The organism is Nitrospira japonica (genome assembly GCF_900169565.1).
In the GTDB taxonomy this organism is placed as follows: domain Bacteria; phylum Nitrospirota; class Nitrospiria; order Nitrospirales; family Nitrospiraceae; genus Nitrospira_C; species Nitrospira_C japonica_A.
Window position 1 is genome coordinate 91265 of record NZ_LT828648.1, and the last position, 24910, is coordinate 116174.

Annotated in this window: 21 protein-coding genes; 3 read left to right on the forward strand and 18 right to left on the reverse strand. The window is 57.3% G+C overall.

The window, feature by feature from the left end; all coding sequences use genetic code 11:
• Positions 1-30: 30 nt before the first annotated feature.
• Positions 31-2088, reverse strand: coding sequence for a sodium-translocating pyrophosphatase (locus tag NSJP_RS00455; protein ID WP_080884986.1), 2058 nt, complete (start codon positions 2086-2088; stop codon positions 31-33).
• Positions 2089-2352: 264 nt separating this feature from the next.
• Between NSJP_RS00455 and NSJP_RS00460 the strand changes: the two genes are divergently transcribed.
• Complete coding sequence (locus tag NSJP_RS00460) at positions 2353-3546, forward strand: hypothetical protein (protein ID WP_080884987.1); 1194 nt, start codon at positions 2353-2355, stop codon at positions 3544-3546.
• A 64-nt stretch (positions 3547-3610) separates the two neighbouring features.
• Here the strand turns inward: NSJP_RS00460 and NSJP_RS00465 are convergent, their stop codons facing one another.
• Positions 3611-4474 carry a hypothetical protein gene (locus NSJP_RS00465; protein ID WP_080884988.1) on the reverse strand — a complete coding sequence of 288 codons (864 nt, stop codon included), beginning with the start codon at positions 4472-4474 and terminating at the stop codon, positions 3611-3613.
• 85 nt (positions 4475-4559) lie between these two features.
• Positions 4560-4952 (reverse strand): hypothetical protein, encoded by a 393-nt coding sequence (locus tag NSJP_RS00470; protein ID WP_080884989.1) that lies wholly within the window; start codon positions 4950-4952, stop codon positions 4560-4562.
• A 124-nt stretch (positions 4953-5076) separates the two neighbouring features.
• Here NSJP_RS00470 and NSJP_RS00475 point away from each other — a divergent pair, with 124 nt between their 5' ends.
• Positions 5077-5331 (forward strand): hypothetical protein, encoded by a 255-nt coding sequence (locus NSJP_RS00475; protein ID WP_080884990.1) that lies wholly within the window; start codon positions 5077-5079, stop codon positions 5329-5331.
• Between the two features lie 171 nt (positions 5332-5502).
• Here NSJP_RS00475 and NSJP_RS00480 read toward each other — a convergent pair whose 3' ends face one another.
• The 13 genes from NSJP_RS00480 to NSJP_RS00540 form a co-directional block, all read right to left on the reverse strand.
• Positions 5503-6756 (reverse strand): multiheme c-type cytochrome, encoded by a 1254-nt coding sequence (locus NSJP_RS00480; protein ID WP_172834058.1) that lies wholly within the window; start codon positions 6754-6756, stop codon positions 5503-5505.
• Positions 6757-6772: 16 nt separating this feature from the next.
• Positions 6773-8068, reverse strand: coding sequence for a multiheme c-type cytochrome (locus tag NSJP_RS00485; RefSeq protein WP_080884992.1), 1296 nt, complete (start codon positions 8066-8068; stop codon positions 6773-6775).
• A gap of 12 nt (positions 8069-8080) precedes the next feature.
• On the reverse strand, positions 8081-8542 hold the full coding sequence (locus NSJP_RS00490; RefSeq protein WP_155969717.1) for a PDZ domain-containing protein: 462 nt from the start codon (positions 8540-8542) through the stop codon (positions 8081-8083).
• A 59-nt stretch (positions 8543-8601) separates the two neighbouring features.
• Positions 8602-9429: an ethylbenzene dehydrogenase-related protein gene (locus NSJP_RS00495; RefSeq protein ID WP_080884994.1), complete on the reverse strand. Its 828-nt coding sequence runs from the start codon at positions 9427-9429 to the stop codon at positions 8602-8604.
• Between the two features lie 91 nt (positions 9430-9520).
• The gene (locus NSJP_RS00500; protein WP_080884995.1) at positions 9521-10774 is read right to left on the reverse strand and encodes an NHL domain-containing protein; all 1254 of its coding nucleotides are present in this window, start codon (positions 10772-10774) and stop codon (positions 9521-9523) included.
• A 24-nt stretch (positions 10775-10798) separates the two neighbouring features.
• Positions 10799-11071, reverse strand: a complete 273-nt coding sequence (gene tatA / locus NSJP_RS19810) for a twin-arginine translocase TatA/TatE family subunit (protein WP_080884996.1) — start codon at positions 11069-11071, stop codon at positions 10799-10801.
• A gap of 24 nt (positions 11072-11095) precedes the next feature.
• Positions 11096-11905 carry a tetratricopeptide repeat protein gene (locus NSJP_RS00510; RefSeq protein ID WP_080884997.1) on the reverse strand — a complete coding sequence of 270 codons (810 nt, stop codon included), beginning with the start codon at positions 11903-11905 and terminating at the stop codon, positions 11096-11098.
• A gap of 30 nt (positions 11906-11935) precedes the next feature.
• The gene (locus NSJP_RS00515; RefSeq protein WP_080884998.1) at positions 11936-13063 is read right to left on the reverse strand and encodes a hypothetical protein; all 1128 of its coding nucleotides are present in this window, start codon (positions 13061-13063) and stop codon (positions 11936-11938) included.
• Positions 13064-13125: 62 nt separating this feature from the next.
• A complete protein-coding gene (locus NSJP_RS00520) occupies positions 13126-14904 on the reverse strand; it encodes a B12-binding domain-containing radical SAM protein (protein WP_080884999.1) in 1779 nt (592 codons plus the stop codon).
• Between the two features lie 243 nt (positions 14905-15147).
• Positions 15148-16101 (reverse strand): ethylbenzene dehydrogenase-related protein, encoded by a 954-nt coding sequence (locus tag NSJP_RS00525; protein WP_080885000.1) that lies wholly within the window; start codon positions 16099-16101, stop codon positions 15148-15150.
• A gap of 92 nt (positions 16102-16193) precedes the next feature.
• The gene (locus tag NSJP_RS00530; RefSeq protein WP_172834059.1) at positions 16194-17165 is read right to left on the reverse strand and encodes a TorD/DmsD family molecular chaperone; all 972 of its coding nucleotides are present in this window, start codon (positions 17163-17165) and stop codon (positions 16194-16196) included.
• Positions 17166-17384: 219 nt separating this feature from the next.
• The gene (locus tag NSJP_RS00535; RefSeq protein WP_080885002.1) at positions 17385-17981 is read right to left on the reverse strand and encodes a 4Fe-4S dicluster domain-containing protein; all 597 of its coding nucleotides are present in this window, start codon (positions 17979-17981) and stop codon (positions 17385-17387) included.
• Positions 17982-18009: 28 nt separating this feature from the next.
• Complete coding sequence (locus NSJP_RS00540) at positions 18010-19008, reverse strand: hypothetical protein (protein ID WP_080885003.1); 999 nt, start codon at positions 19006-19008, stop codon at positions 18010-18012.
• 165 nt (positions 19009-19173) lie between these two features.
• On the opposite strand from NSJP_RS00540, the gene NSJP_RS00545 reads away from it, so the two are divergent.
• Positions 19174-20253 (forward strand): WD40 repeat domain-containing protein, encoded by a 1080-nt coding sequence (locus NSJP_RS00545; protein WP_080885004.1) that lies wholly within the window; start codon positions 19174-19176, stop codon positions 20251-20253.
• A 21-nt stretch (positions 20254-20274) separates the two neighbouring features.
• Here the strand turns inward: NSJP_RS00545 and NSJP_RS00550 are convergent, their stop codons facing one another.
• Positions 20275-21723, reverse strand: a complete 1449-nt coding sequence (locus NSJP_RS00550) for a sigma-54-dependent transcriptional regulator (protein ID WP_080885005.1) — start codon at positions 21721-21723, stop codon at positions 20275-20277.
• Positions 21720-24899: a PAS domain S-box protein gene (locus tag NSJP_RS00555; protein WP_080885006.1), complete on the reverse strand. Its 3180-nt coding sequence runs from the start codon at positions 24897-24899 to the stop codon at positions 21720-21722. The genes NSJP_RS00550 and NSJP_RS00555 overlap by 4 nt, the downstream gene beginning before the upstream one ends.
• Between the last annotated feature and the right edge of the window lie 11 nt (positions 24900-24910).

Sequence of the window (24910 nt, forward strand, 5' to 3'; positions counted from 1 at the left end):
TCCGTCTGGCTCCCGAGAATCCCTTGGAGGTTACCGGACGATCAGCGAAACGATCAGCAACGCAACGATGTTGATGACCTTGATCATCGGATTGACCGCCGGACCTGCCGTGTCCTTGTACGGATCTCCAACTGTATCGCCTGTTACCGCGGCCTTGTGTGTTTCGGTTCCTTTCTTTCCCTGCTCTTCGATGTATTTCTTTGCGTTGTCCCAAGCCCCTCCGCCGCTGGTCATGGAAATCGCAACGAATAGTCCCGTCACGATACTGCCCACCAGCATGCCTCCCAGTGCCTGAGGACCGAGCACGAGACCGACGATGACGGGGGAGACCACCGGAATCAATCCGGGGATCATCATTTTCTGGATGGCCGCTTGCGTGACGATGTCGACGCAGGTGCCGTACTCAGGCTTACCCGTCCCTTCCATAATCCCTTTGATGGTCCGAAACTGCCTGCGCACCTCTTCAACAATCAACCCGCCGGCCTCTCCGACCGCCTTCATGCATAATGCCCCGAACAGAAACGGCAACATACCGCCCAAGAACAGTCCGACCAGCACTTTGGGATCCGACAAATCGAAGGCCGCCAACGACGGATTGTGTGCGGCCACTTCCCTCGCGTATTCCGCAAAAAGCACCACGGCTGCGAGACCCGCCGACCCGATGGCATATCCCTTCGTGACCGCCTTGGTGGTGTTGCCAACCGCGTCCAGGGGATCCGTGATGTCCCGAACTTCTTTCCCAAGATGGGACATTTCCGCGATACCGCCTGCATTGTCGGTAATGGGTCCGAAGGCATCGATCGCGACTACGATTCCGGCCATCGACAACATCGACACCGCCGCAACGGCCACGCCATACAGACCGCCGGAAGCCGCGCCGCCGCAGATCCAATAGCTGGCGAGAATCGCCGCGGCGATCATGACGACCGGAGCCGCCGTCGACTGCATTCCGACGGCCAACCCGGCGATAATGTTGGTGGCATGTCCCGTTTCGCTGGCTTTCGCGATGTACTTGACCGGTGCATAACTCTTGGACGTGTAGTAGTCGGTGATGAAGACCAGCGCGAGGGTCACAATTAGACCCATTAGGGCCGCGATGTAATAATTGACGGCGCCGACCCCTCCGACTCCATCCATGATGCTCGAGGTAATCGGGAAAAACGCCACGGCGGCAATGCCGCCCGCCACGAAAAGGCCTTTGTAAAGAGCCGGCATGATCTCTCCGCTCGGCCCCACTCGCACGAAGAAAATGCCGATGATCGTCGCAAAGATCGTGATGCCTCCGAGAGCCAGCGGATAGAGAATCGGAGCGCTCTGTCCCTTGAACAGCGTGAAGGCGAGGACCATTGCAGCCACCGTCGTGACCGCGTACGTTTCAAACAGATCCGCCGCCATTCCCGCGCAATCGCCGACATTGTCGCCTACGTTGTCCGCAATGACCGCGGGATTTCGCGGGTCATCCTCCGGAATCCCCGCTTCCACTTTGCCGACGAGGTCAGCGCCCACATCCGCCGCCTTGGTATAGATACCTCCGCCCACCCGGGCAAACACCGAGATCAGACTACCTCCGAAACCAAGACTGAGGAGCGCGTGAATCGCCTTTTCCTGTCCGGAGATGGATTGAGCGATAGTATAGAAAGCCGTGATCGCCAGCAGCCCCAATCCGATCAGCAGGAGGCCGGTGACGGCGCCTCCACGAAACGCCACCGTCAGAGCCGCGTTCATCCCGTCATGTGCAGCTTGCGCGGTACGTACGTTCGCCCGAACGGCGATGATCATGCCCACATAGCCGGCCAACGCAGAGGCGCCAGCCCCGACCAAAAACCCCATGGCCGTCAACATACCGAATTTGTCGGAAACCGCCCCGGCCCCGGCCAGCACGACGAACAGCACGGCAGCCACGATGGCTACCGTACGGTACTGCCGATTCATATAGGCGCTCGCGCCCTCCTGAATGGCTTTGGCAATCTCCTGCATCTTCGCGTTGCCGGCATTCAGTTTGAAAACCCACATGGCAAGGTACAAGCCATAGGCGATGCCGGCCACCGCCGCAATCAACGCAAACGTGACAATTGCTGAATCGTTCACGGGATGCCTCCTGATCGTTAAACGCCGCTCACGTCACACGATAACCCGTGGCTTCAACCCAACGAAGGTACGGAAATCAGAAGGGGAAACCGCGGAGTGGTGCAGGTACGTCCTAAGCGAAGCTACGAGCCTGAAAAGCGGCCTCATTCTATAGACATGCGGCGGAAGGATCAAGAGGCAAAGGAAGGATTCGACGGCTAGGCAATGCATCTGTAGTGTGATAGATAGCTCAAAAATCGCGCGCCGCCGCGTTGGATAAAGACGATGAGGATACGGTTTTGCAAACTCGGTGTGCTTCCGGCGATCGGCTTCCTGATCCTCGGCCTGTCCGGTTGCCTATCCCCTATTGCGCTCAATCGGGCCGTGGTCGCCTATGACGAGGCGGTCACCGACACGGTGTCCAAGCAATTACTGATCAATATTGCAAGGGCGCATCATCACCAACCCATCCATTTCTCTGGTGTCTCCAATATCGCCGCCACCTTTGATTTTCGATTCAGCGCCGGGGCGACCCCGGCCCTTACCGGCGAAGCCAGCCGCGCTATCATGCCCGTCTTCGGGGGGTCGGTGGCGGAAAACCCGACCATCAGCATCGCCCCGATCGAAGGCGAGGAATTTACGAAGCGGCTGCTGACACCCTTTCAAGAGACCAAGTTTCTGCTCCTCCTTCGTCAAGGGGTGGACATCGACCTGCTCCTCAGACTGATGGCGAAGGAACTGCGCGTGAAGGAAGGCGGCGAGGACGTCGCCTACCGCAATAACCCCACCGATCGGTCCGGATACGACATGTTCAGAAAGGCCGTCCTGCATTTGTCGTCCATACAGGATGCCAACCGTCTCTACGCGGAATCACTGGTGTTCGAACGGGTCTGGACGATCCCGGCAGAGTCCGTGACGGCTGAGGGATTCAAGGCCTTGGAGCAGGATTATTTCGTCACTTATAGTGCGACGGAAAAAACCTATACGCTCCGCAAGCCGGTGTCGGGGCGAGTCCTGATCACGAACTACGATCCCGACACGCTCTCCGACGAAGAGCGCACGGCCTTTCACGAGACAGCCGAACAACACCTCCCGAACGACGTGTCATTCGACATTCGACCGGGACCCTTCGGCGGCGAGTGGCCGTTACACGGAGAATTCCGCCTGCGGAGCTTCAACGCCATGTTGAATTTTCTGGGAGCCTCCGTGGACGAGGAATTGGAGTACCCTGTCGACAAGGACCCGCGGACCTCGGAGGTGGCGGAAAATCCAGTCCGAACCTTGGATCTGCTCGTCCAGGAAACGTCTCCCCAAGGCGCTGACCTTACCGTCTATTCACACGGGCGGCACTACGCCGTCAACGCAACGGGCCCTCAGGGCAGGTGGAACCGGGAAGCCTTCAAACTGTTGTTTCAACTCTTCCAAATGACAGTGACTGAAATACCCCGCCGGGACTTGCCTATCACCATCGCCAAATAGCGCCACTCGGCGACGTCGGTGCACGCCCGTAACCGGCCGGCCGCGTCAGGGGTTCCCGCAGCATCTACCGAGCCTGTTTCTGTACGTCGAACGCATAGCGCAGTTGTACGGCCCAATATTCTTGAATGAGGCCGCCTCGGTCCAACGGAAGGTCCTGTTCCCGATAGACACTCACTTCATAATCCCGCCACCGCACGGCGATTCCCAATATCCAATCCAGCTCTGAAGGCCGGACGACGTTCGACGCCGTCCGGTCCGTGAACATATTGAAATCGCCGTAAAACACCACTTTCTGTTTGTAGAGGTCCAGGTCGACGTGCCCGACGTACCGAAAGAGTGCCCGTCCGGTGTTGTCCGGCCTTGCGAAATAGGTTTGGTTGTAATAGAGCCATCCCATCCCCGCATAGGCGGTCAACGTGTTTTTCGGAAAAGTCTTCTGCCACCAAGACCAATCTTCATGGCTGCGGACCCGATAGTTCACCAGTCCGTCCGCATAGGCCTGAATGAGCCCGCTCTTGTCGAGCGGCGCATCCCGCTCGTACTGCGTGCGCCAACTCCAATGGTTGACCGTGCCGGTCATGCCATAGGTCTGATCCCATTCGGTCAAGATGATCCAGCCCTTCTCCCGGTCGGAAAAGAAGTTCTGGTCGGTATAGGCCGTCAAATATTTTTTGTACAGATCAGTCTCCAAATGCGCCATGTAGCGCATGCCGACGAGACCCGTGTTGTCCGGACGGGCTGCGAAGGTCGGATTCGAGACAAACGCCGCCGCGAGGAAATATCCGGCGATGAGAGATTCATCGAAGTCTTGCTTGGACTTGTCACCGTCGCTTTTCTCGAACTCCGGCAGGGGTCTTCCGTACTTCTCCAGCGCATGGGCATCGCGACCGCCGTCCCACAGGCCGGCGACGAGCACGACACCCGTCAACAGGCCGGCCGGAATCCAATGGGCGCCAAACGTCCTCTTACGCGGCAGGACGGCGGACGCACGCAGGCGGGAGATGCATCGGCCGCTACGGGTTGACGCAGCGATCGAAGATTTCCTCGCAATGGTCTTCGTCCTGATAGGAACTGGGATCGCTTTCGTAGCGCACGTCGGCGACGCGATCCTGGTCGAGAACGATCGTCGCGCGACATCCATGGTGCACCTTGGCGAAGCTGCTCTTCGAGCCGGGAAATGATTCCTCCAGCTGTGAGGCTTCTCGATAGTAGATCACCGCAGGCCGCTCTCCCCCTGCCCGCTCGCTCACCGGCTTTCCCGCGCAGGCGAGCAACTCCTGCCTGGTCTTGCCGATCAAGGCCTTCTGCGCCGGATACTCTTCAGGCCCGTTTGGCGCGACCGCCGTACATCCCACGCCGAGGCCGAGGACGACGCACGCGTATAGCGCCAGTATCCGCTTGGTCATTGAGCGCTTCATACCGGACGCGCAGAATACGCCAGCGCACGGGGAAAGGAAAGCTATGGCTCGCGCCGAACGACGTTTGCCGGACTGAAAGGACTTTGCTATAGTTCCGCGCGGAGGGAAACCGATGGGATTCGAGCCCAATTACATCGTGGTCGACGGTCAGACATTCAGCAAGGCCAAGTTGGCATTGGACAATCACGTCTATAAGAACTGCCAGATCGATGATTGCGACCTCTACTACAGCGGGGGGCAGTACGAACTGATCGATACCCACATCACGAATTCACGGTTGGTCCTGAATCATCCCGCCAAAGGCATCTACCACTCGCTTCAAATCTTCAAAATGAAGTCGCCAGGATCACGCATCATCTTCGAATAGATTCAACCCTTCGAACCTTTCCGTCGTTCAGCCTTTCGGCAAAGCCCTCTGCACCATGGCGACCTGCGCCATACGAATATTCATCCTCTCTTGAGCAAGCTCGGCCGGCAATGCACGGGAATGCCGGCAATCGATCCGAACAGGCTGATGGGGAATTAAACGAGGGATCCGCTACCTGGCGATCGGGACGTTTTCGGTCCTCGTAACGATCTCGATCGGTTGGAAGACGGGGTCCGAAGTGCCCTTGGAAGACTCAGCCTCAATACGCTGAAGGAAGGGAGCCGGTCCGGTGATCGGCGCATAACTCAACGTCGCCTCGACATCGAACGTCCTGGTTTCCTTCGGGGTGGGAAACGTGAAGGTTTCGACCCGTAATTCTTCCGGCTTTAACACCGTGTCTTCGACGACCTTCACCGCCTCGAAATCAAATTGGGTCTTTTCACCTTTGGCATTGTGATAAACCCGGCCGTAAATCCGCTTGTCGGAAAAGACGGTCTTGAGGTTCTTACCCTTGATGACCAGATCCAGCACAACGCTCGCCCATGCGGGGTGAGTGGTCGGAAGATTGTGAGGCACCAGGCTCTGAACCTTCACAATGACGGTCGTCTTGTCGCCTTCGATCTTCGTCTCTACGTCGAGCTTTGCCGCTTCCTGCCGAAGCTTTCCGATACGGCCGGGGAACGTATGGTTTGCGACGGTCCGTTTTTTCTCGCCATTGGCCGATTCGCCCGTCTGCTCGGGCATATGACAGGACTGGCATTCCTTCCCGGACTTGACGGCTTTGCTCTGGTCCCAATTTCCAAGTAAATCATTCGCTTTCCCGAGGTTGGCAGCGGAGGGAACCGCCTGATGACAGTTCAGGCAAAGGTCCGACTTCTTGAACAGCCCCAGTTCCATCGATTGGTGCGCCAAGTTCTGCGAAAAGTCCTTGTACGGACCATAGAGAGTCTTGCTGCCAGGAGCTTCGTACTTCGGCTCCGGCGGATGCTTGGCACGATCCACCTGTTTGATCAGGTGGCACTGCGCGCACGCGACCCCGTCCAGTTGCGGATCGCCCGATTTGACTTGGTCGATAAAGAGCTGGGTGTGATCCTGAAATTCCCGGATGTGCGGAGCGTGGCACCGGAAACACAGCGCCTTGTCTTTTCCCTCCGGCGAAGCGAGAAACGCGTCCAGCGTGGCCCGAAAGGCCGGCGAATGGATGGACCTGGAAAGGGGGGACGTCTCCCACTCCTCGAACACGCGTTCGTGGCACCGTTTGCATTTATTGGAATTGGGAAATGCTTTCTCGATCGAAGCTTGAGACTTCGCGTCCTGGGCGAGCGTACGGTCTTCCACCGTTCCAAGCCAGGTCCAGGCCAATGCGACAAACACGACCGCCAAGGTCGTCTTCTTCACCGCTACGGCGCGAAAGATCCTATGCATCGATTGCCCGGCCATCCTAGAGATTCTTGGCCCGATAGGTCAGCATGCGTGGCTGCGTGTATTCTTCGATGACTTTCATCGCAGCCTCTCGGTCCTTGTCATCGGGAAGCGTGGCCAGGTATTGCTTTTTCAATTCGGGAGCGGGGTCCGGGATCAATCCGTAGCTCAAGACCGCCTCGATCAGCGTGGGGCTTCCTCCCGCGGGCACTGCAAGCGAAAACGGCACTTTTCTGGTGTTTCCGCCTTTGATGAACGGATCAGGGATGGGGCCACGGAGGATTTTGTCGTAGCCTAATCCGAACCGCTTCGTTTCCGAGGCCAATACGGCGCCGCGGATGTCTTTCACGGTAATTTCGAGAAAGAACTGCTTGAGGATCGGATCACCGTCCGGAAAACTGTGTGGAAGGCTTCCCACCTTGACCAAGACCGTTCCTTCCACATTGGCCGAAGACTTGGCGGTTTCGATATCGATCCGCGGCATCCATTCTGCCTGCAGATTCCGGTTCTTCAATAGGGTACCGGGAATGACGACCCCGCGGAACCAGTGACGGCCGATCGAACGCGTCATCGCCCCGCGCTTCGAGGTGGAACTGCCCGTCGAAGGCTCCATATGGCAGTCCTGGCAAATCGTGCCCTGCAGGATCTCTCCGGGAAGGTTCTTCTGTGTCACGTCCTTGACCTTGTCGAAATGACATGACGCGCAGAAATTCGCCCCTCGGTACAGATCGGATTGCATGGCCGGATGAACCAAATTTTCCTCGGGGTCCGCATAGGGACCGTACATGGTCTTGTCCGGCTCAATCACGAACGTCGGCGGCGGCGCGGCAGTCGTCTGGACGGACTTGATGAGGTGACAGGAGGCGCAGCCGATCCCCTCGATCTTCGGCTTGCCGGCCAGGACTTGCGTCACCATTTTTTCCGCATGCTGGGGAAACACGGTGGTTGACGGCACATGGCACGACAAACAGCGCGTGCGCTCCTCGGCCGTCGGATTCGTTTGAATCCACAAACCCAACACGGTTCGGAAGACCGGCGATTCCAGCGACGTCCCGTGCAGGAGAGCCGCATCCACACGGCCGAACGTCTTCAGATCCGGAGTCTGTTCCCGCGCGCCCTTCCACTCTTCATAGTGGCGATCGTGGCACTGCTTGCAATCCTCCGAGCGGATGAAGATTTTCTCGATCTCGGAAATCCAATCGCCGGATGCCTGCCCGTCAGCCTTTTCGGCGATCGCGCGATCGTGAAAGAGACCGATCACGCCGATCGCCAGGAATAGGAATGCTGCGGTGATGATCCGTCGTCTGCCTTGCACGGTCCGACCTTTCTAATCTCTCTTACAGCCCACGAAGTGGAAATTCACCCCCCAGCCGACCGGATCGCCGGGATCAGCCGGTTCATACGTCCCGACCGTAAAATTGCACTCTTTCATGGCCTTCTTGATCGCTCGTCCGAATTCCGGCATGTTCTTGATCTCGGTCTTGTCGATCTCCTTGATCACCGACCGAACTTTGATTCCTGCGTAGTCGGCCCGCGAGTTTCCGATGACTTCAAAGACCGCGACGCCTTGGGGCCGCTGGAGCTTCAACTCCTTCTGTATCTCTTCGTCGACTTCACCGACGACGACGCCGAATTCTTCACCAAGCTTGGCGGCCTCATCCTCCGTCATGGGACTTTGATCGACTGCTTCGACCTGCGACACCACCAGAAATCCCATCAATCCTCCCCATAAACCGGCACACAGAAAAAAGGCCCTCCAGGGATGAAGGGCCTTTGTACGGGCTTTCATATGGTTGCGGTCTCTCCCCTCAACAGTCGTTCACGGACGAATCCATCCGGTTCGTCCACTTAAAGATTGGCAGGATCGATCGACAGCTGAAACCAGGGGGCCACCGCCTTTTGGCCGTTCCGCTCCTTGTTCTCACCGTTCCATACGGCAAAAGACACGGTCTGCACTCGCCCAGGAATCAATTTCGCTTCGTTCTCCTGCTCTTCGCTTACCAGCGGCCTTCGCATGACGACGTGCCAGACCCCGTCTTTCCACAGGGCCTTGCCCTGCACGCGCCCTTGTTTCTCTTTGGTGGTCAACGTGCTGAATCCCCCTCCGATGAGATCCTCCACCGACGACACGCGCCTTGGGATCACCTCGAACGTCCGGACTCCTTCCCGCTGCTTATCCGTATTCCTGGCCGCACGACGATCAATATCGCTCTGCCAATCGGCTTTCCAGTGCCAGATGTTGATGTAGTGATCGAGTTGCCCCATGCAGAAAAAGGCCGGGGCGTCTCCCAATGGAAGGCCGATCGCCACTCCATCTCGAAAAGTACCGGGGGTGAGCCGATCGTTCTTGGTATTGTCCTGCCACTCAAGGAGGAAGGCCAAGTCGGTGCCGTTATGGACGGCTCGAACCGTCAACGCCCGCGCCGTCGGCTCGGGCCAAACCGGCCTGGTGATGATCTGGCCGCTGAGCGGCAGCGTCATCGGTGAAATTTTTGCCCACGCGGCATCCTCGGGAGTCGACGGGAGATCACCCTGCGCATAATGCGCCCGGATCACCATCCCCTCCGAACTGACCAAAGGAATCCCCAGTCCTCCGAGGACGCCCGCGACGACGAGGATAAAAGAGAAGAGCGCCAGAAGAGAACGGGAAGCCGTCTTCGTCGTCATACGTCCCATGAAAGGCCCTCGGATGACCGACGCAACCGGACTCGACGATGCCACAATACCACACTTTTCCGGCGAGACCAATCCGGATGCGGCCGTGTTCCTACCGAAGTCGCACGCGACGAATCTTGTTTTCCCCACGCTCACAGATGTAGAGGTGCCCGCGCGAATCCAGTGAGAGCCCGACAGGAGAATTCACGACCGCGTCCACGCCCAAGAGTCCATCGCCGTGTTTCAGTCCTCCGGCCGCCTCCTTCGCCACGAATCGCGCAGCACCGCAGCCGCCCATGTTCTTGTCTTCATATCCGCTGTCGCCGTTGCCGGCGACGGTGGTGATGATCCCGGTGACCGCATCCACCCGACGAACACGATGGTTCATCGTATCGGAAACGTATAGGTTGTCCTCGTCATCCAATACGACGGCCTCAGGAGCATGCAGCATCGCACGGACGGCCGGCTTTCCATCGCCGTCATATCCGTACCGACAGACACCGGCCACGGTCGAAATCACACCGGTCTCTCGATCGACCTTTCGCACACGATTGCTTCCCTTGTCGACGATGATGACATGTCCCTTACGGTCCACACCGATGCCGACCACATCATAGAGACGCGCGTCCAAAGCCGGGCGACCGTCGTCGAGATACATGGACATATCCAACCCATCGGAGCACACGGGCATCAGCCATCCGTGATCGTCGCTGAAATCGATTCCGATGGCGTCTCCCGACAGCACGACGAGGTTTCTGGCGACCAACGGCTGCTCCCGAGCGTCGTCCTCGGCCGTCCAGGTTCCCGCGATCGTGGTGACCATGCCGGAGGAGGGGTCGTACCGGCGAATCCTGTGGGCCTGAGTATCCGCGATATACAGGACATCGTCCTTGTCAAACGCGATCGCGGCGGGCCAGGTCAGATTCACATCCAACGCCGGGCCGTCCCCGTTGAAGCCATGCTGTCCCGTTCCGACGACGGTGGTAATGATTCCCGTGTCATGGGCGACTTTTCTGATGCGATTACTGCCGGAGTCACAGATATAGAGATCATTACGGGAGTCGAATGCGACGTCAAGCGGCAGATACAACCCGGCTTCCCCGCAGAGGCCTTCATCACCGCTATAGCAGGTTTCACCTATTCCGGCGAAGTTGTGGAGGGTGCCTTCCTGGAGATCGACGCGTCGAACTCGGTCGGACCCGGACTCGGCAAAATACAGCCACCGCTCGTCTCGGTCCACGGCGGCGTGATGCGGTAAAGGAATACCGGCTTTCACGGCGCGTTTTCCGTCTCCGGTGCTGCGTGCCTTTCCGTTCCCGGCAAACGTTTCGATATAGCCCAGTGCCAGCTGAACTTCTGTTTCCATTTTTAGCGCGATGCCCCTCGTATCCTATGCGTGGGACACCGGCTGCGGAGCCGGTTGATCCGCCACCGGCGCCTGCGGAGATGCTGACGGGATGGCCTGCTGCGGGGTCGCCGCCTGTTGCTGAGTCGCCTGCTGTGCCTCCGCTTCAATCGCCTCCGCCTCATGGACGGACTTCTTGAATCCCTTGATGGCCTTCCCGATTCCTTCTCCCAATTGCGGGAGCTTACCGGCGCCGAAAATGATCAATACGATGAACAGGATGAGGATCAACTCTGTAAAACCAAGACTCCCAAACATGGCATGTTCCTCCGTATGGGTGTGTCAGGACGGGCTGCTTTCCTTGCTCCGTTTGGCAAACCGCTCTTTCAAACGCTGGCGCGCCTGTTCAGCCTGTTCGAACATTTTACACTTATCATACACGCTGATGAGATTGTAGTACGCCAACGGCTCGTCGGGATTCTGTTCGACCGCATCTTCCATGACCTTGATGGCGAGATCGGACTTCTTGTGATTCAACGCCAGCTCCATCAGCTTGAAACTGGCTTCAAGGTGCTTCGGATCCAGTTCAAGCGTGCGCAGGTAGCACTGGATGGCCATGTCGATTGTATTGTAGTCGGAGACCTGCGGGTTATCGAGATCCACATAAACCCCGGCGATATTGTACCAGGCGATGGGGTCATCCGGCGTGATCTCCACGAGCCGCTCGTAGTATCCCTTGGCTTCCATGTACTTCTTCTTGTCCGCATAGACTCGGCCAAGATTGAAGAGCGCCAACACGTCGTATTGGAACACGTCAAGGGCGTGCTTGAATTCCGTCTCCGCCTCGTCCGACATGTTCTTGGTCGCATAGATCGTCCCCAGATTCGAGTAGTACATGGCCAGCGACCGATTCATTTCTGCGCGCAGCCCTTCGGCCATTTCGATGGATTTCTTGACCTCCACGAGCGCGTCGTCGAGACGCCCCTTGCTGAAATACAACTCGCCCAGACGGCAACGGGCCTGGAAATCGTCAGGTTCCGCCGCCAACAGCTTCTCAATTTCGGCAATTTCTTCGTCAGGATTCAACGGCTGATCGTTCGGATCGACCGCCGCGCGGCTCTGCTCTACCGGCACACTCGTATCATCGCTCATAGGAAGTTCCCACCTGTCCTCAACAGTGCGTTAAACATGATCCCCCGCGAGTCGATCAGATCCGCTCAGCATGGGCGCTCCGACCGCGGACGGGGCTTCCAACGGTTCCCGTCGATACCGATCCATCGTCAACAACATGACGCCCAACACGACCATCAGCGTCAGATTCGAATAGAGCAAGGCATATCCCGCGATAAACATGAGTCCCAGACCATAGCCGGCTAGCCTTCCCATGGTCAACAGCCTGATTACGGTGTAGGACCAGCAAAGAAGCCCGGCCATATACAGCGCAAAGGGCAGGTAAAAGGTGTATCCCATTCCAAACTGGAAAATCCACCCAATGCCGTCGGCACCCTTGCGGATGTTGCTGGCCATGACGGGGTCGTACCGACTCAGGAGATAATCCAAGAAGAGCAGGACCGTGAAGATAGTTCCAGCTGTTCCCCAAAACCAGATGGCCCGACGACGTTGATGCTGGTTCCGCGAGCGAAAGGACAGTCCGCGGCCGTAGGCTCCGTACACCAAAATGCTGGCCAGCACCATCAGCGCTTCTCCCCCGCGGTGGAATTCGTAGACGAAGGGAGGAGCGATCACGGTGCCAAGAAAACTAAAGAAGGTGGACACCATCTGATAATAGAGCCATCCGGATATTCCGAGCAGATACACGACGCCCAACACCCGATGAGACCAGTCGTGATGAGTCATGAGGTACTCGGTCATCAACAGCACGATCGCCGTCAAGGCGGTCAGGTTGTAGATGGCCGAACCAATCATGGTCGGCGGAACGAACAAAAATCCCACCGTCAACAACAGCAGCAGCGCCACACAAGGAACCGTCACGATGTTCAAGCCGCCCCAGCCGCGACTGGCAAGCCGATTCGTCAGTCCAAGAACGAGCCCCAAGAACAAGAGAATCGCCACGGCATTGAGAAGCCATTGCCCGATCTCCGTCAGCGCCGTGAACGTGGGGATGATCCATTGATGATCGGCCGCCAGCTTGCTGAGGTGCATCCCCAGGCGGGACACGAGCCGGTACAATATCAATTCCAGGAAGGACACCAGGAGTACAAGCTTGATCGTATATTGAAACAGGAGCGGTTGATCGGTCAGCTTTCCGGTCACGCGCTCCATGGTTTTCGTCGACACTGTCACGATCATACTCCGCGTCCAGCGTTGAACATAATCCGACTCGGGAAGAAATCGGTTAACGACGCCCGCTCTTACGAGCGTGCAACCGCCGCCCGTTCGGTTTCCGATTTCGCCCGCGCGATATACAGAAGACCATCCGCCATCGAGTAGTTGAACGGCAACTCGCACACGACTTCGCTGACCTTTTCGTACACATGTTGGTACAGCCGCTCCGCTTGATCCGGGGTCATGCCTTCCTGCACCTCATAGAAAAATCCCAGGCTCAGATCTTCCGCCGACGGCCGCATGATCCGTCGAATGCCGTATCCGCCTGGATCACTCATGATAGGAGCTTCCTTTTCGAGGTCGAAGAGGCAGGGCTGGCAGGAAAATCCGTACGAATCGTGGAGCTTCTTGTTATCGACGATGAAATTCATCGTCTCAAGCGCTTCCTCCTCTTTCTCGGTTGGGAATCCCACGATGATGTAGCAGTGGACGGCAATGCCGAGATCCACACAATCGTTCGCGATGCGGCGGACCCATTCCTGCTGGATGCCCTTCTTCATGAAATCCATGATCCGCTGGTTGAACGATTCCAACCCGAACACGATCTTCAGGCAACCGGCATCGTGCATGGAGGACAAGAGTTCCTTCGTGAGATGTTTTTCGAATCTCATCTCGCAGGTCCACTTGATATCGAGCCGCCGGTCGATCATTTGTTGGCACAATCGCTTGGTCGGCGACAAGGCGAAGCATTCATCGGTAAAAAAGAACCGCCGGACCCCGTATCGCTGCTTGAGCCATTCCAATTCTTCAATCGTCCGGCCCGGGTCCTTTTGGCGGAAGTTCTGGTGATCAAGCGTGAGCGCACAAAACGCGCAATCTTTGTAATAGCAGCCCCGTGAAAATTGCACGGGCAACACCGGCTCGGGGGACAAGTATCGGTCGAGCGGAAATCCGTCGTAATTGGGGGCCGGAAGCTGATTGACGTTTTCGGAATAAAACGGCTGATTGACGATGATCCGGTCGTTCTGGCGATAAATCAGATTGGGAACCTTGCTGAAATCCTTTTTCCCGGCCATCTGATTGACCAATTCCAGCAGGGCGGTTTCGCCTTCGAAGACGACGATGTCGTCGGTGATTTCGAACAGGCTGGGACACCGGCGCAGATTATCGACCAGCCGCGTGAAAATGCTTCCCCCGATGGTGATGTGAATATCCGGGGCCGCTTCCTTGATCAAACGGCACAGCGTCAACCCGGGAATGATCTGCGAAGTGGCCGTGATCGATACCCCGACGAGTTCCGCATGATCCCGCACAATCGACGGAATGAAGCGCTCCCGGAACAGCGCAATGTACGGATTCTGCTGCTCGTCACGGATGACCTTCATCAAATCTTTTGAGGAATAAATGGAATAGGTGCTGAATTGGTTGTCCACGACCGTGAGCCTGGTCGGGAAATACAAGCTCGAGAGCACTTCCAACCACTTATCGATCAGAAACAGGCTTTCTCGGTATCCCTCCATGTCATAGAAACCTTCGCCACGCAAGGTCGCTTTCGCCGGCTCGATGCGATCGACGAGATATGGGAACCGATCCAGCGATTCCACGATCCTCGCGAGATGTTCCGCGCTGCCTGGTCCCGTCTCTCCCCGGTGTTCCCGCTCAAGCGCATTCTTCTTATCGATCAGGCCCTGATAGAGTTCGATGCCATAGGCCTGCGTCACGATATCGTCGAGCAGCTCGATCCCGAGATCACGCTGCGAGACGTTCGGAACACCAGCTTGAGTGAGAAACCCCGTGAGTGACGGGAGGCTCAGATATGGTTGGGACGGATGCCACGTCGGAGGGAAAAGCAAGGAGACTTTCATAGGAAATCTCTACCCGACATATTTGAAAAATAAGACGAATTAGACGGAGATGATCGTATTTTATACACTCCGCCGCAGCCGAAAAGCAACCCTGACCACATCGAAAAACCTCTCGATCGAAGAGTGTTTCGGTTGACCGTGGAAAAGGGAAGGCCCCGGTCCGGATCACCGAGTGATCCGGACCGGGGCCTTCCGTGCTCTCACCGCAGGTCAGCCGAAGGCTGATGCGGTTCTTCTACTTGTTTATGGAAGCTTGAGCGTGAACCATGTGGAGAGCGCCTTCATGCCGTTACGCTCGATGTTGTTGCCGTCCCACACGGCGAATGCGATAGGAACGGACATACCTGCCTTGAACTGCGTGTCATTGGCATCACCTGTTTCCAGGGTACGCTTAACGACTACACGCCAGGTCGGACCGGTATAGCCACCGCCCTTGACGGATCCAGACGGTTCCCACACGCCGTTTCCAATGACATCCTGATGCGCTTGCGTCGTCAACGTGCTGAATCCGTTGGCATTCAGGTCTTCCACCGAACTCACACGCAACGTTGGATCGGACATGATGTTGCCCGACCAGATACCGGGATTGAAGGGACCAAGGCTGCGACCAATCCGGTCCGGATAGGTCACGCCGCCGGCCGGCTCTTCAAAGTAGTAGTCCCAGAAGATGCCGGGATATTGATCGTCCACGTCCCAAATACCGGCGCTGTCTTTTCCGAGATCCTTTTGCCACTCCGCGTTCCACCGCCAGATGTTGGTGGTTCCACCGGACTGACCCATGCACTGGAACGGCGGCGCACCCGAGGTATTAACCGGGAACATGATCGCCACCTGATCGCGGAAGTCCTGCGGACCGATCGTCGTATCGTTCTTGGTCTGATCGCTCCACTCCACCCGCAACCCGAGCTCCTTGCCGTTCGTCATGGACTTTACGAACACCGACTTGACGGAAATATTCGGATGCATCGGCGTCGTGATCAACTGCCCGCTCAAGGGCACGATCACGCCAGGCACGCTCTCCCACAGCGGGTTCGCACCATCCATCGGAATGGGGCCCTTCACCGCCTTGGCCGGAATCGTCACCGGCTGGCTGACAGCCAAGGGTACCTGCCCAATCGTCAGCATCACGCCCACGATCAGGGCAGAGAGAAGAATGCCAAACACCACAGACTTGTTGTGTGTCTGCACTACTCTCATGGACTATGCCCTCCTCTCAATTAAGTGATTAAAAAACTGTGACCCAAATGACTCCCGAGAAACGAAAAATGACACCGACATGAATGCGAATATTACGCAGTCCCGACGGGTCCCCCCTCCTCCTTGTTTTTGTTCTTCTCCCCTTGCTCCATAAAATCCTGTGCGCCCGTCTCATTCAACAACAGGCTGAGCTCATTTCCCTGGTCCTGCGCACCGCATTCGTACGTCTGCCCTTCCGGAGCATTGAACGTGGCAGGGCGGTAATCCGTTTCGGAATACGGCTGAGGAGTGACGCCGAGAAAAGCAGCCTCGAAGTCCATCCAATCTGCGGTCAGATCAGCTACCAGTTTGAACAGCCCTGAATCAGCTTTCTTGACCAGCATACGGCAGAACAACGGAACCCACCGACCGATGTGGTTCTTGACGAATTTTTTCTGCGCCTCCACGACGATCTGCGTCTTGTCGGTTCCATCGTGACAACGCGAATAGGATTCCTTGTATGCCAGAAAATGCATGAACTCAAACTCAACACTCAAATGATCGAGCCGCTCGTGAATGTCCTTCGACAATTCCACGCCGAACGCTTTGTAAAAACCCGCGATGTCCCCCATGACATGGGATTGGGCGAACACGTGGTCGTTACCGAAAAGCGTTTCGTAGGGCGGGCAATCCAAGGTGATCACGTTGCTGAAGACCCGGCGATGCTCCGACTGGAGATCGGTCAGATGCCAATTGACGCATTCCGAAGCGACGAGCTTTTCCAGCTGATCGAACTGCTTTTTTAATGCGTTCAATTTCTGCTTGGCCCGATCCCCGTCGATGCCGTCAAGCGCCTTCTCCAAGGCTTCGACCGCTGCGCGACCATCCTCGACAAATTCACCGCATTGCACGTAGTCGAGGAACTCGTCGTCTTCAGGGTACAACAAGCTCCACGATACGAGAAGGTAAATCTTGCTGCGATTGAGGGCACGTTCGACGGCGGGAGAGTCTTTGATCGGCGTCGGGGTCGAGATGACGGCCGTTCCGGAAGCGGAGGGATTTTGTACCGGCTGTTTACTCGTCATATGAGAATCAGCTCCTCGGTGTGACCTTGCGCCGTGGCCTGGATTTTCCGGCATGTGCGGTCAAACCTCTGGCACAAGCTCGGGTATGATAGGTAATGGACCAGGTGATGTCAAGCACGTTCTCCTCTTTATCGAAACGAAACTTAACCGGCTGAAATTTCGAAATTTTTGCATGGGCTTCTTGAGTCGAGATCCCACAATCATCCTTCTACGGCATGCTTAGCAGGCCGGGGACAGCAGCCGGTATGGCGTCACGCGGATCGCAATATGGTCATTGACAGTCTTACAGACCTGCTCGCACACGCCGCACCCGACGCATCGCTCTCCGGAAACCAGCAGCCGCTGTTCGTCAAAATCCATCGATAACGCCTCGGTGGGACATTTCGACGCGCAGGCATGACAACCTTGCCCCGCCGTACATAGACGATGGGAGACGACCGCTGTCCCCATGCGCACGTAGTCGCGACTCGGCACCGAAACGAGGGCTTCTGTCCCACAGGCTGCGACACAAGGAAGATCTTCGCAGAGCATGCATGGCGCCTGATCGGGAAAGATGATCGGCGTCCCGTCTCCCTGATGAAAAACGATGGCGCCGTGCGGGCAGGCTTTCGCACAATCACTGCACTGGGTACATCGATCCAGGAACAACGGTTCGGCGACCGCTCCCGGCGGGCGCAACCAATCGGTTCTTGGAGCAGGGGCGACTTTTTCGGGAAGCGCCTCTGCATGCTGGGAATACTCGCGTGCAGCCTTGGCGACGGACAGCACCGAGTCCTTGAGAAAATCCCGACGACCATATTTGGGATCAATAGCCATGAAAAAGCAGGTAGCGGTGCTTCTTTCTTTACATCACGCCGTCCGCGCGGAGTTTGTAGACCTCGACGCACCGATCGCAGGCGCCGAATTCGACGTCCCATCCGGGATGATTTTCCCGGATAAAGTCCAACACATAGGTTTCGAGCTTATGTCCCAGGTCCTCCACCCATGAATAGGTGGGAAACCGACACAGGGGGCACGGGAATCCCGGCATCAACATGACCTTGTTTTCCGTTTCCGGTACCTCCCCGCCCTCGACGTCCACGGCACGATCCATCACGCGCAGGGTATCCGTTGCCATCTCGATCAATTCGGAATGCGTGAAGAATCCCGTTTGCCACAAGCCTTCGAATACGGACTTTAATTGAGGCGCGGGAATCTTTCGATACCAAGACCGGAACTCCTTGAACCGATCCTCTTTCCGGAGCATCGGCTCCTTGCCGGTCGCCATCAGCCGACTGTCGACGCTCAGGCTCCAGAGTACGCGATACCGCTGGAGGATCAACGTTTCTTCTCCGGGATTTTGACCGACCTTTGTATCGGGATCATAGCTGAACTGCGGGCTCAGCATGTCGGAGATATGCATCAACTCATGCCGGCAGTAGCGGGTGAGTGCGGGATCGTAGAACCGGCGGGGAATCAGCTTGATCCCGACTCCCTTCAACCCTTTTTCCTCGAACCGCTTGGCCAATTCGTGCTCGACCGAACCCCACTTGCGAAGAATGTCGACGCCTTCCTGGTCTTCTTTGAGCACCCCTTTGACCAGGACGATACCGACCTGATCCTTGAGAACCGGATATTCGTTGAACGCGTCCCTGATGATGTCGGAAAATCCCCATGTCCCAAATAAATACTGATATAGCTTCTTGAACTCGCTCTCGCGGTCGTCCAGCGTAAACTTCTCGTAGATCGGATCCGCCAACTCATGAAATTCCTTATAATAGGTGGGATCTCCTTCCCGTTCCGTCTTTTCCACGAAGGAGTCGATAACTTCCTGCAACAAGGCGGGCTGAAAGCGAAGTTCCATAGCGTTCCCCAATCTCGAAATGAGCCATGACCGCAGCTTGACTTGACGACCGGGCTTCTCTTACGATCGTCCCGTTGAGAGAGAAATTATACTGACCTAAAACGACCATTTGCAATCGAACCGGCTGCCGCCGGTTCACCAACCATCTCATCACCGGACATTTTCATGACTGAACAAAGCCCTGCTTCTACGGTTACGGCGCCGACTTCGCAAACTCCCCACGTCGATTTCCTGGAATATTGGACCGCGGGGGCACGAGAGGTGAAGACCTTCCGCGGGCACTCCCACGGAATCTGGTCCGTCGCGTTCGCCCCTGACGCCCTCACGTTGGCCAGCGCCGGCGTGGACCGTCTCGTCCGTATCTGGGACATCGAAACCGGTCGACTCCTTCGTTCTCTCCGCGGCCATACCAATGACATCAGGGCGGTGGCGTTCACCCCGGACGGGCAAACTCTGGCGACCGGAAGCGAAGACCGGACGATCAGGCTGTGGAATCCGAAGACCGGCGAACCGCTCAAACTCCTCTTCACCCGCTATGACCACAACGTCTGCAGTCTCTCCCTTTCGCCGGACGGACTGATGCTGGCGCGCGGCAGTCACAACAAAGACATCAAGATCTGGGAAGTCACGACCGGGACCGAATTGATGACCCTGTTGGGAAAAGATCAGTACGATCACCACTGGTCGGTCTGCGTGGCATTTTCTCCAGACGGCATGCATCTGGCCAGCGGAACGGACATCGGCAAGGTCAAGATTTGGGAGGTCTTGCCGAGCGGGGAAGAAAAGGTCCTCCACAACGGCCACTGGAAAGAAGATGCCGATGATTCGACCGAAACACGGGGCTATTTCATCGAGGACGACGGCGGATTTCAAAAGCCCATGGACTATTGGATCGGAGCCATGACGTTTACTCCGGACGCCAAGCATCTGATCACCGGCAGCCGAGACCAGACGATCAAAATGTTCGAAATGCCTCAGGGCCTCGAGCACCGGACGCTCCGGGGACATACAGGCTGGGTACGAACGCTGGTGGTGACACCGGACGGCAAGGTACTCATCAGCGGAAGCGACGACAACACGATCCGATTCTGGGATCTGGCAACCGGGCGTTGCTTCCGAACCATCAAGACGCACACCGGCGGCGTTCGCTGTGTCGCACTCTCTCCGGATGGTCTGTCGCTCGCCAGCGCGTCGTGGGATCGAACCGTGAAGCTGTGGAGCGGAGGGCCGGAGCCTACCGAATAGAGACGGGCGTTTCCCTTCGTTTTATTCCCCTTCTTCCCCGGCATCCTCCGTGACTGACGGGATCCCGTAGCGTTTGCATTTATCCCCCAGCGCCTTACGGGACAGACCCAACACCTTCGCCGCGGCAGTTCGGTTCCCTTCGACACGCTCCAGCACGGACAGGATATGGCTCTTCTCGAACTCCTCCCGCGCGGCGGACAAGGACGTCAGCGAGACGCCTTTGGACTTGCTTTCTGCCGCGAGTCCTTCGTGACAGAACCCGCAGGATTCTTGAGGCCCCCCTCCCGTGAACGGGCAAGAGGGAAACTCACAAAGATCGGCCGGATGAACCATCTCATGATCGCGTCCGGTAGTCACGCCCCGCTCAATGATCTTTTCCAATTCCCGTACGTTTCCGGGGAATGAATACCGTGACAGGAGATCGCGGGCTGAGGGAGAAAACCCCTTCAATCTCTTGTTCATCCGGCTCGAATAGTCGTGGAGGAGATGATCGGCGATGATCATGATGTCATCCGTACGCTGTCTCAGCGGAGGGAGCGTGACCTGCACCGTATTGAGCCGCCGGTACAGATCTTCGTGGAAGCGCCCTTTCTCAACTGCCTGAGCCAGATCGACACGCGTCGCCCCGACCAGACGGACATCCACCTCGATCGACTCGCGGCCACCCAGACGCCAAAATTTTCGTTCCTGCAGCAGGCGAAGTACTTTGTCCTGAATACCGGCCGGAAGTTCACTGATCTCGTCAAGAAACAACGTTCCCCGGTGCGCCAATTCGAAGCGTCCTCTTCGTTGCCGTGAGGCTCCAGCGAATGCGCCCTTCTCGTGGCCGAAGAGCTCGGCGTCGAGCAAGGCTTCCGACAAGGCGCCGCAACTCACTTTGATCAGCGGATGATGATTACGAGGGCTGTTCTGGTGAATGGCATTGGCAACCAGTTCCTTTCCGGTTCCGCTCTCTCCGAGGATGAGAACAGGCACATCGGATCCCGCCGCCGTTCTGACCTTGTCCAACACCTCCCGCATCCGGCTGTTGGCCCCGAGAATTCCTCCGAACCTGAAGTTATCATCGTGAATCTCTTTGGATTCCTCCGTCTCACGGCGAAGCCTGACCACCCGCCCCACCCGCTCCACGATGAGCAGCAGTTCATCCATCTGAAACGGTTTGGTGATGTAGTCGAATGCACCAAGCCTCATGGCGCCCACGGCGGTTTCCATCGATCCGTGGGCGGTGATCACGACCACTTCGGTTTCGGGTGCCGCTTCTTTTGTCGCCTTGAGGACCGCCAAGCCGTCGGCACCGGGAAGCCGCAGGTCCGTAATAACGAGATCAAACGGGTTCTGGCGGAGGAGTTGGATTCCTTCCGTCCCGGTGGACGCTGCGCGCACTTCATACCCCACGGCCTCCATGGCGTCCACCATGGAAAGGCGCATAAGCGGTTCGTCATCCACCAGCAGAATCGTCAGCCCTTTCATGACGTCCTCTCCACGAGCGAACGGTCCCTCGACAAGGGGAGGCACAGGGTGAACGTCGTGCCTCTGCCCACTTCACTGTTCACGAGTATTTTTCCGCCGTGACGCTCGATGATGCCCAAACTGACGGATAACCCCAGCCCCGTGCCTTCTCCCTCGCCTTTCGTCGTAAAGAAGGGGTCGAAGATGCGGGGGAGCACGGCCGGAGCGATTCCTGACCCGGTATCGGACACCTCCACCAGACAGACCCCTTCCGCAACGGAGGTGCGAATTCTCAACACACCCCCGCCTTTCATCGCCTGTACGGCATTGAGGATCAGGTTCATGAGCACTTGCTCGATCATGTGCCGATCGATCATTAGACTCGGCAGCGCGGAACCGAGCACCGTTTCCAGGACAATGCGATTGGAAGCGAACAGATGATTCGTAAGCACCAGCACCCGATCGACCACCTGCTTGATGTCCGTCAAGCTGAACTCCGGATCGTGCTGCTGGGAAAAATCGAGCAACTGACGGACGATCTTCTGAACCCGTCGCACACCGTCTTCCATTGACGTCCAGTATTCCTCCTGTCGGGCCGGCGACAACACGCCTTTACGCAGGTTGTAGAGACAGTTCAGAATCCCGGCGAGCGGATTATTGATTTCATGCGCCACCCCGGCCGCCAATTTTCCCACCGAAGCCAGCTTCTCGGAATTGCGGATTTGCTGTTCGAGGCGCTTTGTTTCCGTCATATCGCGCGCGATGCCGAGCACGCCGAGAATTTCTCCTTCGGCTCCGTGGAGCGGTGACACGCTGACGGTTACCGTGCGGGTCTCTCCCGAGCGGGTTACGACTTCGACTTCGTAGACCTGCTTTGCGCCGATGTCCAGTGTGTTCTTCAGCCGACGGCCGCGATGCCGCCGGGAGAGAAGCGATAGGTAGGGACGACCCAACAGATCGTCCTTCCGGTAGCCCCACACGGTGACCTTGTTGTTGACGTAGGTGAACCGCTGGTCCGTATCGAGCGTGTAGATCACGTCGTTGGCATTCTCAAGGAGATTCTCCAAGTACTGTTTGGTCTGCTCGATTTCCCTTGTCCGCTCTTTGACCTTGGTTTCGAGTTCCTCCCGGTAGGTTTGCAGCTGCCGCTCGAGCTTCTTTCTGTCGGTGATGTCCCGCAATTGGACCATGACCAACAAATGATCGGGACTTCCGACCTGAATAAGATCCATCTCCACGGGGGTTTCCACGCCGGCGGCGTTATACACCGTGATTTCTTGGCTGGGGGCCTTTTCCCGACCCGTGTTGATATCGCCCAACCATCGTCGCAGTGCTCCCCGATAGGCTTCGAGCGTGACCTCGAAAATACTGCGCCCCACGATGTACGGCTCCGCATAGCCCAGCGCCTGCTCCTCGCGTTTATTGACGGACACGATCGTGCCGCTCGGATCCACCATGAACACCGAATCGGCAACAAGATCGAAGAGAGCCTTGTACCGGGCCTGCGAGGCCACGAGTTGCCTGGTACGTTCGGTGACAGCCAGTTCGAGCTTCGACGTATATTGCTGGAGTTCCTGCTCGAGACGATGCCGTTCCGTGACGTCGCGCACGAAGGCTCGTGAATGCACGAGTCCGCCACGCTCCTGATCGAACAGAGCCGTCGCATGAATCTCGACATCGATCGGACGGCCGTCCTTGGCCAGCAAGATCGTTTCCATCGCCGTCTGTCCCTGAGATACCAGTCGCTCGAGGTATTGTAGCACCCGAGTGGCCTGCCCTTGAGGCACCAGATCCCAGAGCTTCATCGCCAACATTTCATCCAATTGATAGCCCAGTTTGTCCAAACCCGTTTTGTTGACGTGAACAAATTGTCCGTTCCGATCCAACTGGTAGATCATCTCCGGCGAGTGTTCGATCAGGTCGCGATACTTTTCCTCCAACCGGCGCACTTCCACCACCCGCTGCTCGATTTGGCCGAATGACCGCTGAAGATTTGAGGCCATCTCGTTGAACGCGCCGGCCAACTCTTCGATCTCGTCCCCCGTCTCCAGCGCCAGCCTTCGTTCCAGCCGGCCGCTGCCTAATTCCCTCGCTCCTTCATGCAGAAGCTTGATCGGCCTGACGATCCGGCGAGCCGCCAGCAAACCCGTGCCCCACAGCACCCCCAGTACGATCAATCCGTACAGTAAAACCTTAGCGACAAGATCAGCCAGCGGGGCAAAGGTTTCCCGGGGATCCTGCCGAATGACGGTCACCCACTGTTTCCCGCCGATGCTGCCGGGCGCGAGCCGATCATTGAAACGAACGGGAGCAAATCCGATCAACGCATCGCGGCTTCCGTGGGAATCGTCTAACGCCACCGCCCATCCGGCCTTCAATGCCTGAAGGGTCTGAATGAGTTCGGGCTTGACGGTATGTTCCTCCGGAGAAAGAATCGGACAAATCAGCGGAACTCCATCCGAACTGAACAGCATAGCGTGGCCGGTCATGCCGATGGAAACCTCGGCGATAGAATGAAACAGGGTATCCCGACGCATCAGAATCGTGATGGCCCCGATGACCGCCCGTTGTTGATCGTCAACGATGGGAGCTGAGACGACGACGACATGGGTGCCGAAAGAGGGATCGAAGGCGATCTCACCGACATAAGGCTGACGGGTCCCTCCTTTGACCACAGCCTGCCACCAGCCGGTCTTGCCGTAAAAGTACTCCACCTGGGGAATGGAGCTCACGACCAGCGCCCCTTGCACGTCGGTGACCAGAATGCCCACATAATCGGCCTTCCGGATGTCGTGCCACCGGATCAGATAGTTGGTCACGATTCGATTGATGAACAGCGGAAATTCGCTCCGCTTGTCCCGTTGCTTCCACCGCTGCTGCCAATCCTTGATGACCTCCTGAATGCGCTGCGCATCCTTTCCTTCATACGTCCGATTGGCTTCCACCACCGCCGTACGCAGGAAGGGAGTGGTCGCCAACTGTTGCGCCTCATTCATACCCCGGCTGACGTGCATTTCGATCCGGCGGGCCGCTTCGACCGCCACTTCCTTGAAGCTGGTACCGGTGGTCTCGCGCAGGGCGCGGCGTTCTTCCAGATAGGTCAAGGCGAGCAGGAATGTGAGGGGGAGAAGTCCAACCATCACGATCGCCGTGATGATCTTGTGCTGGAGACTGTACGACCGACTCCAGAATTTCATGAACGTGTCCG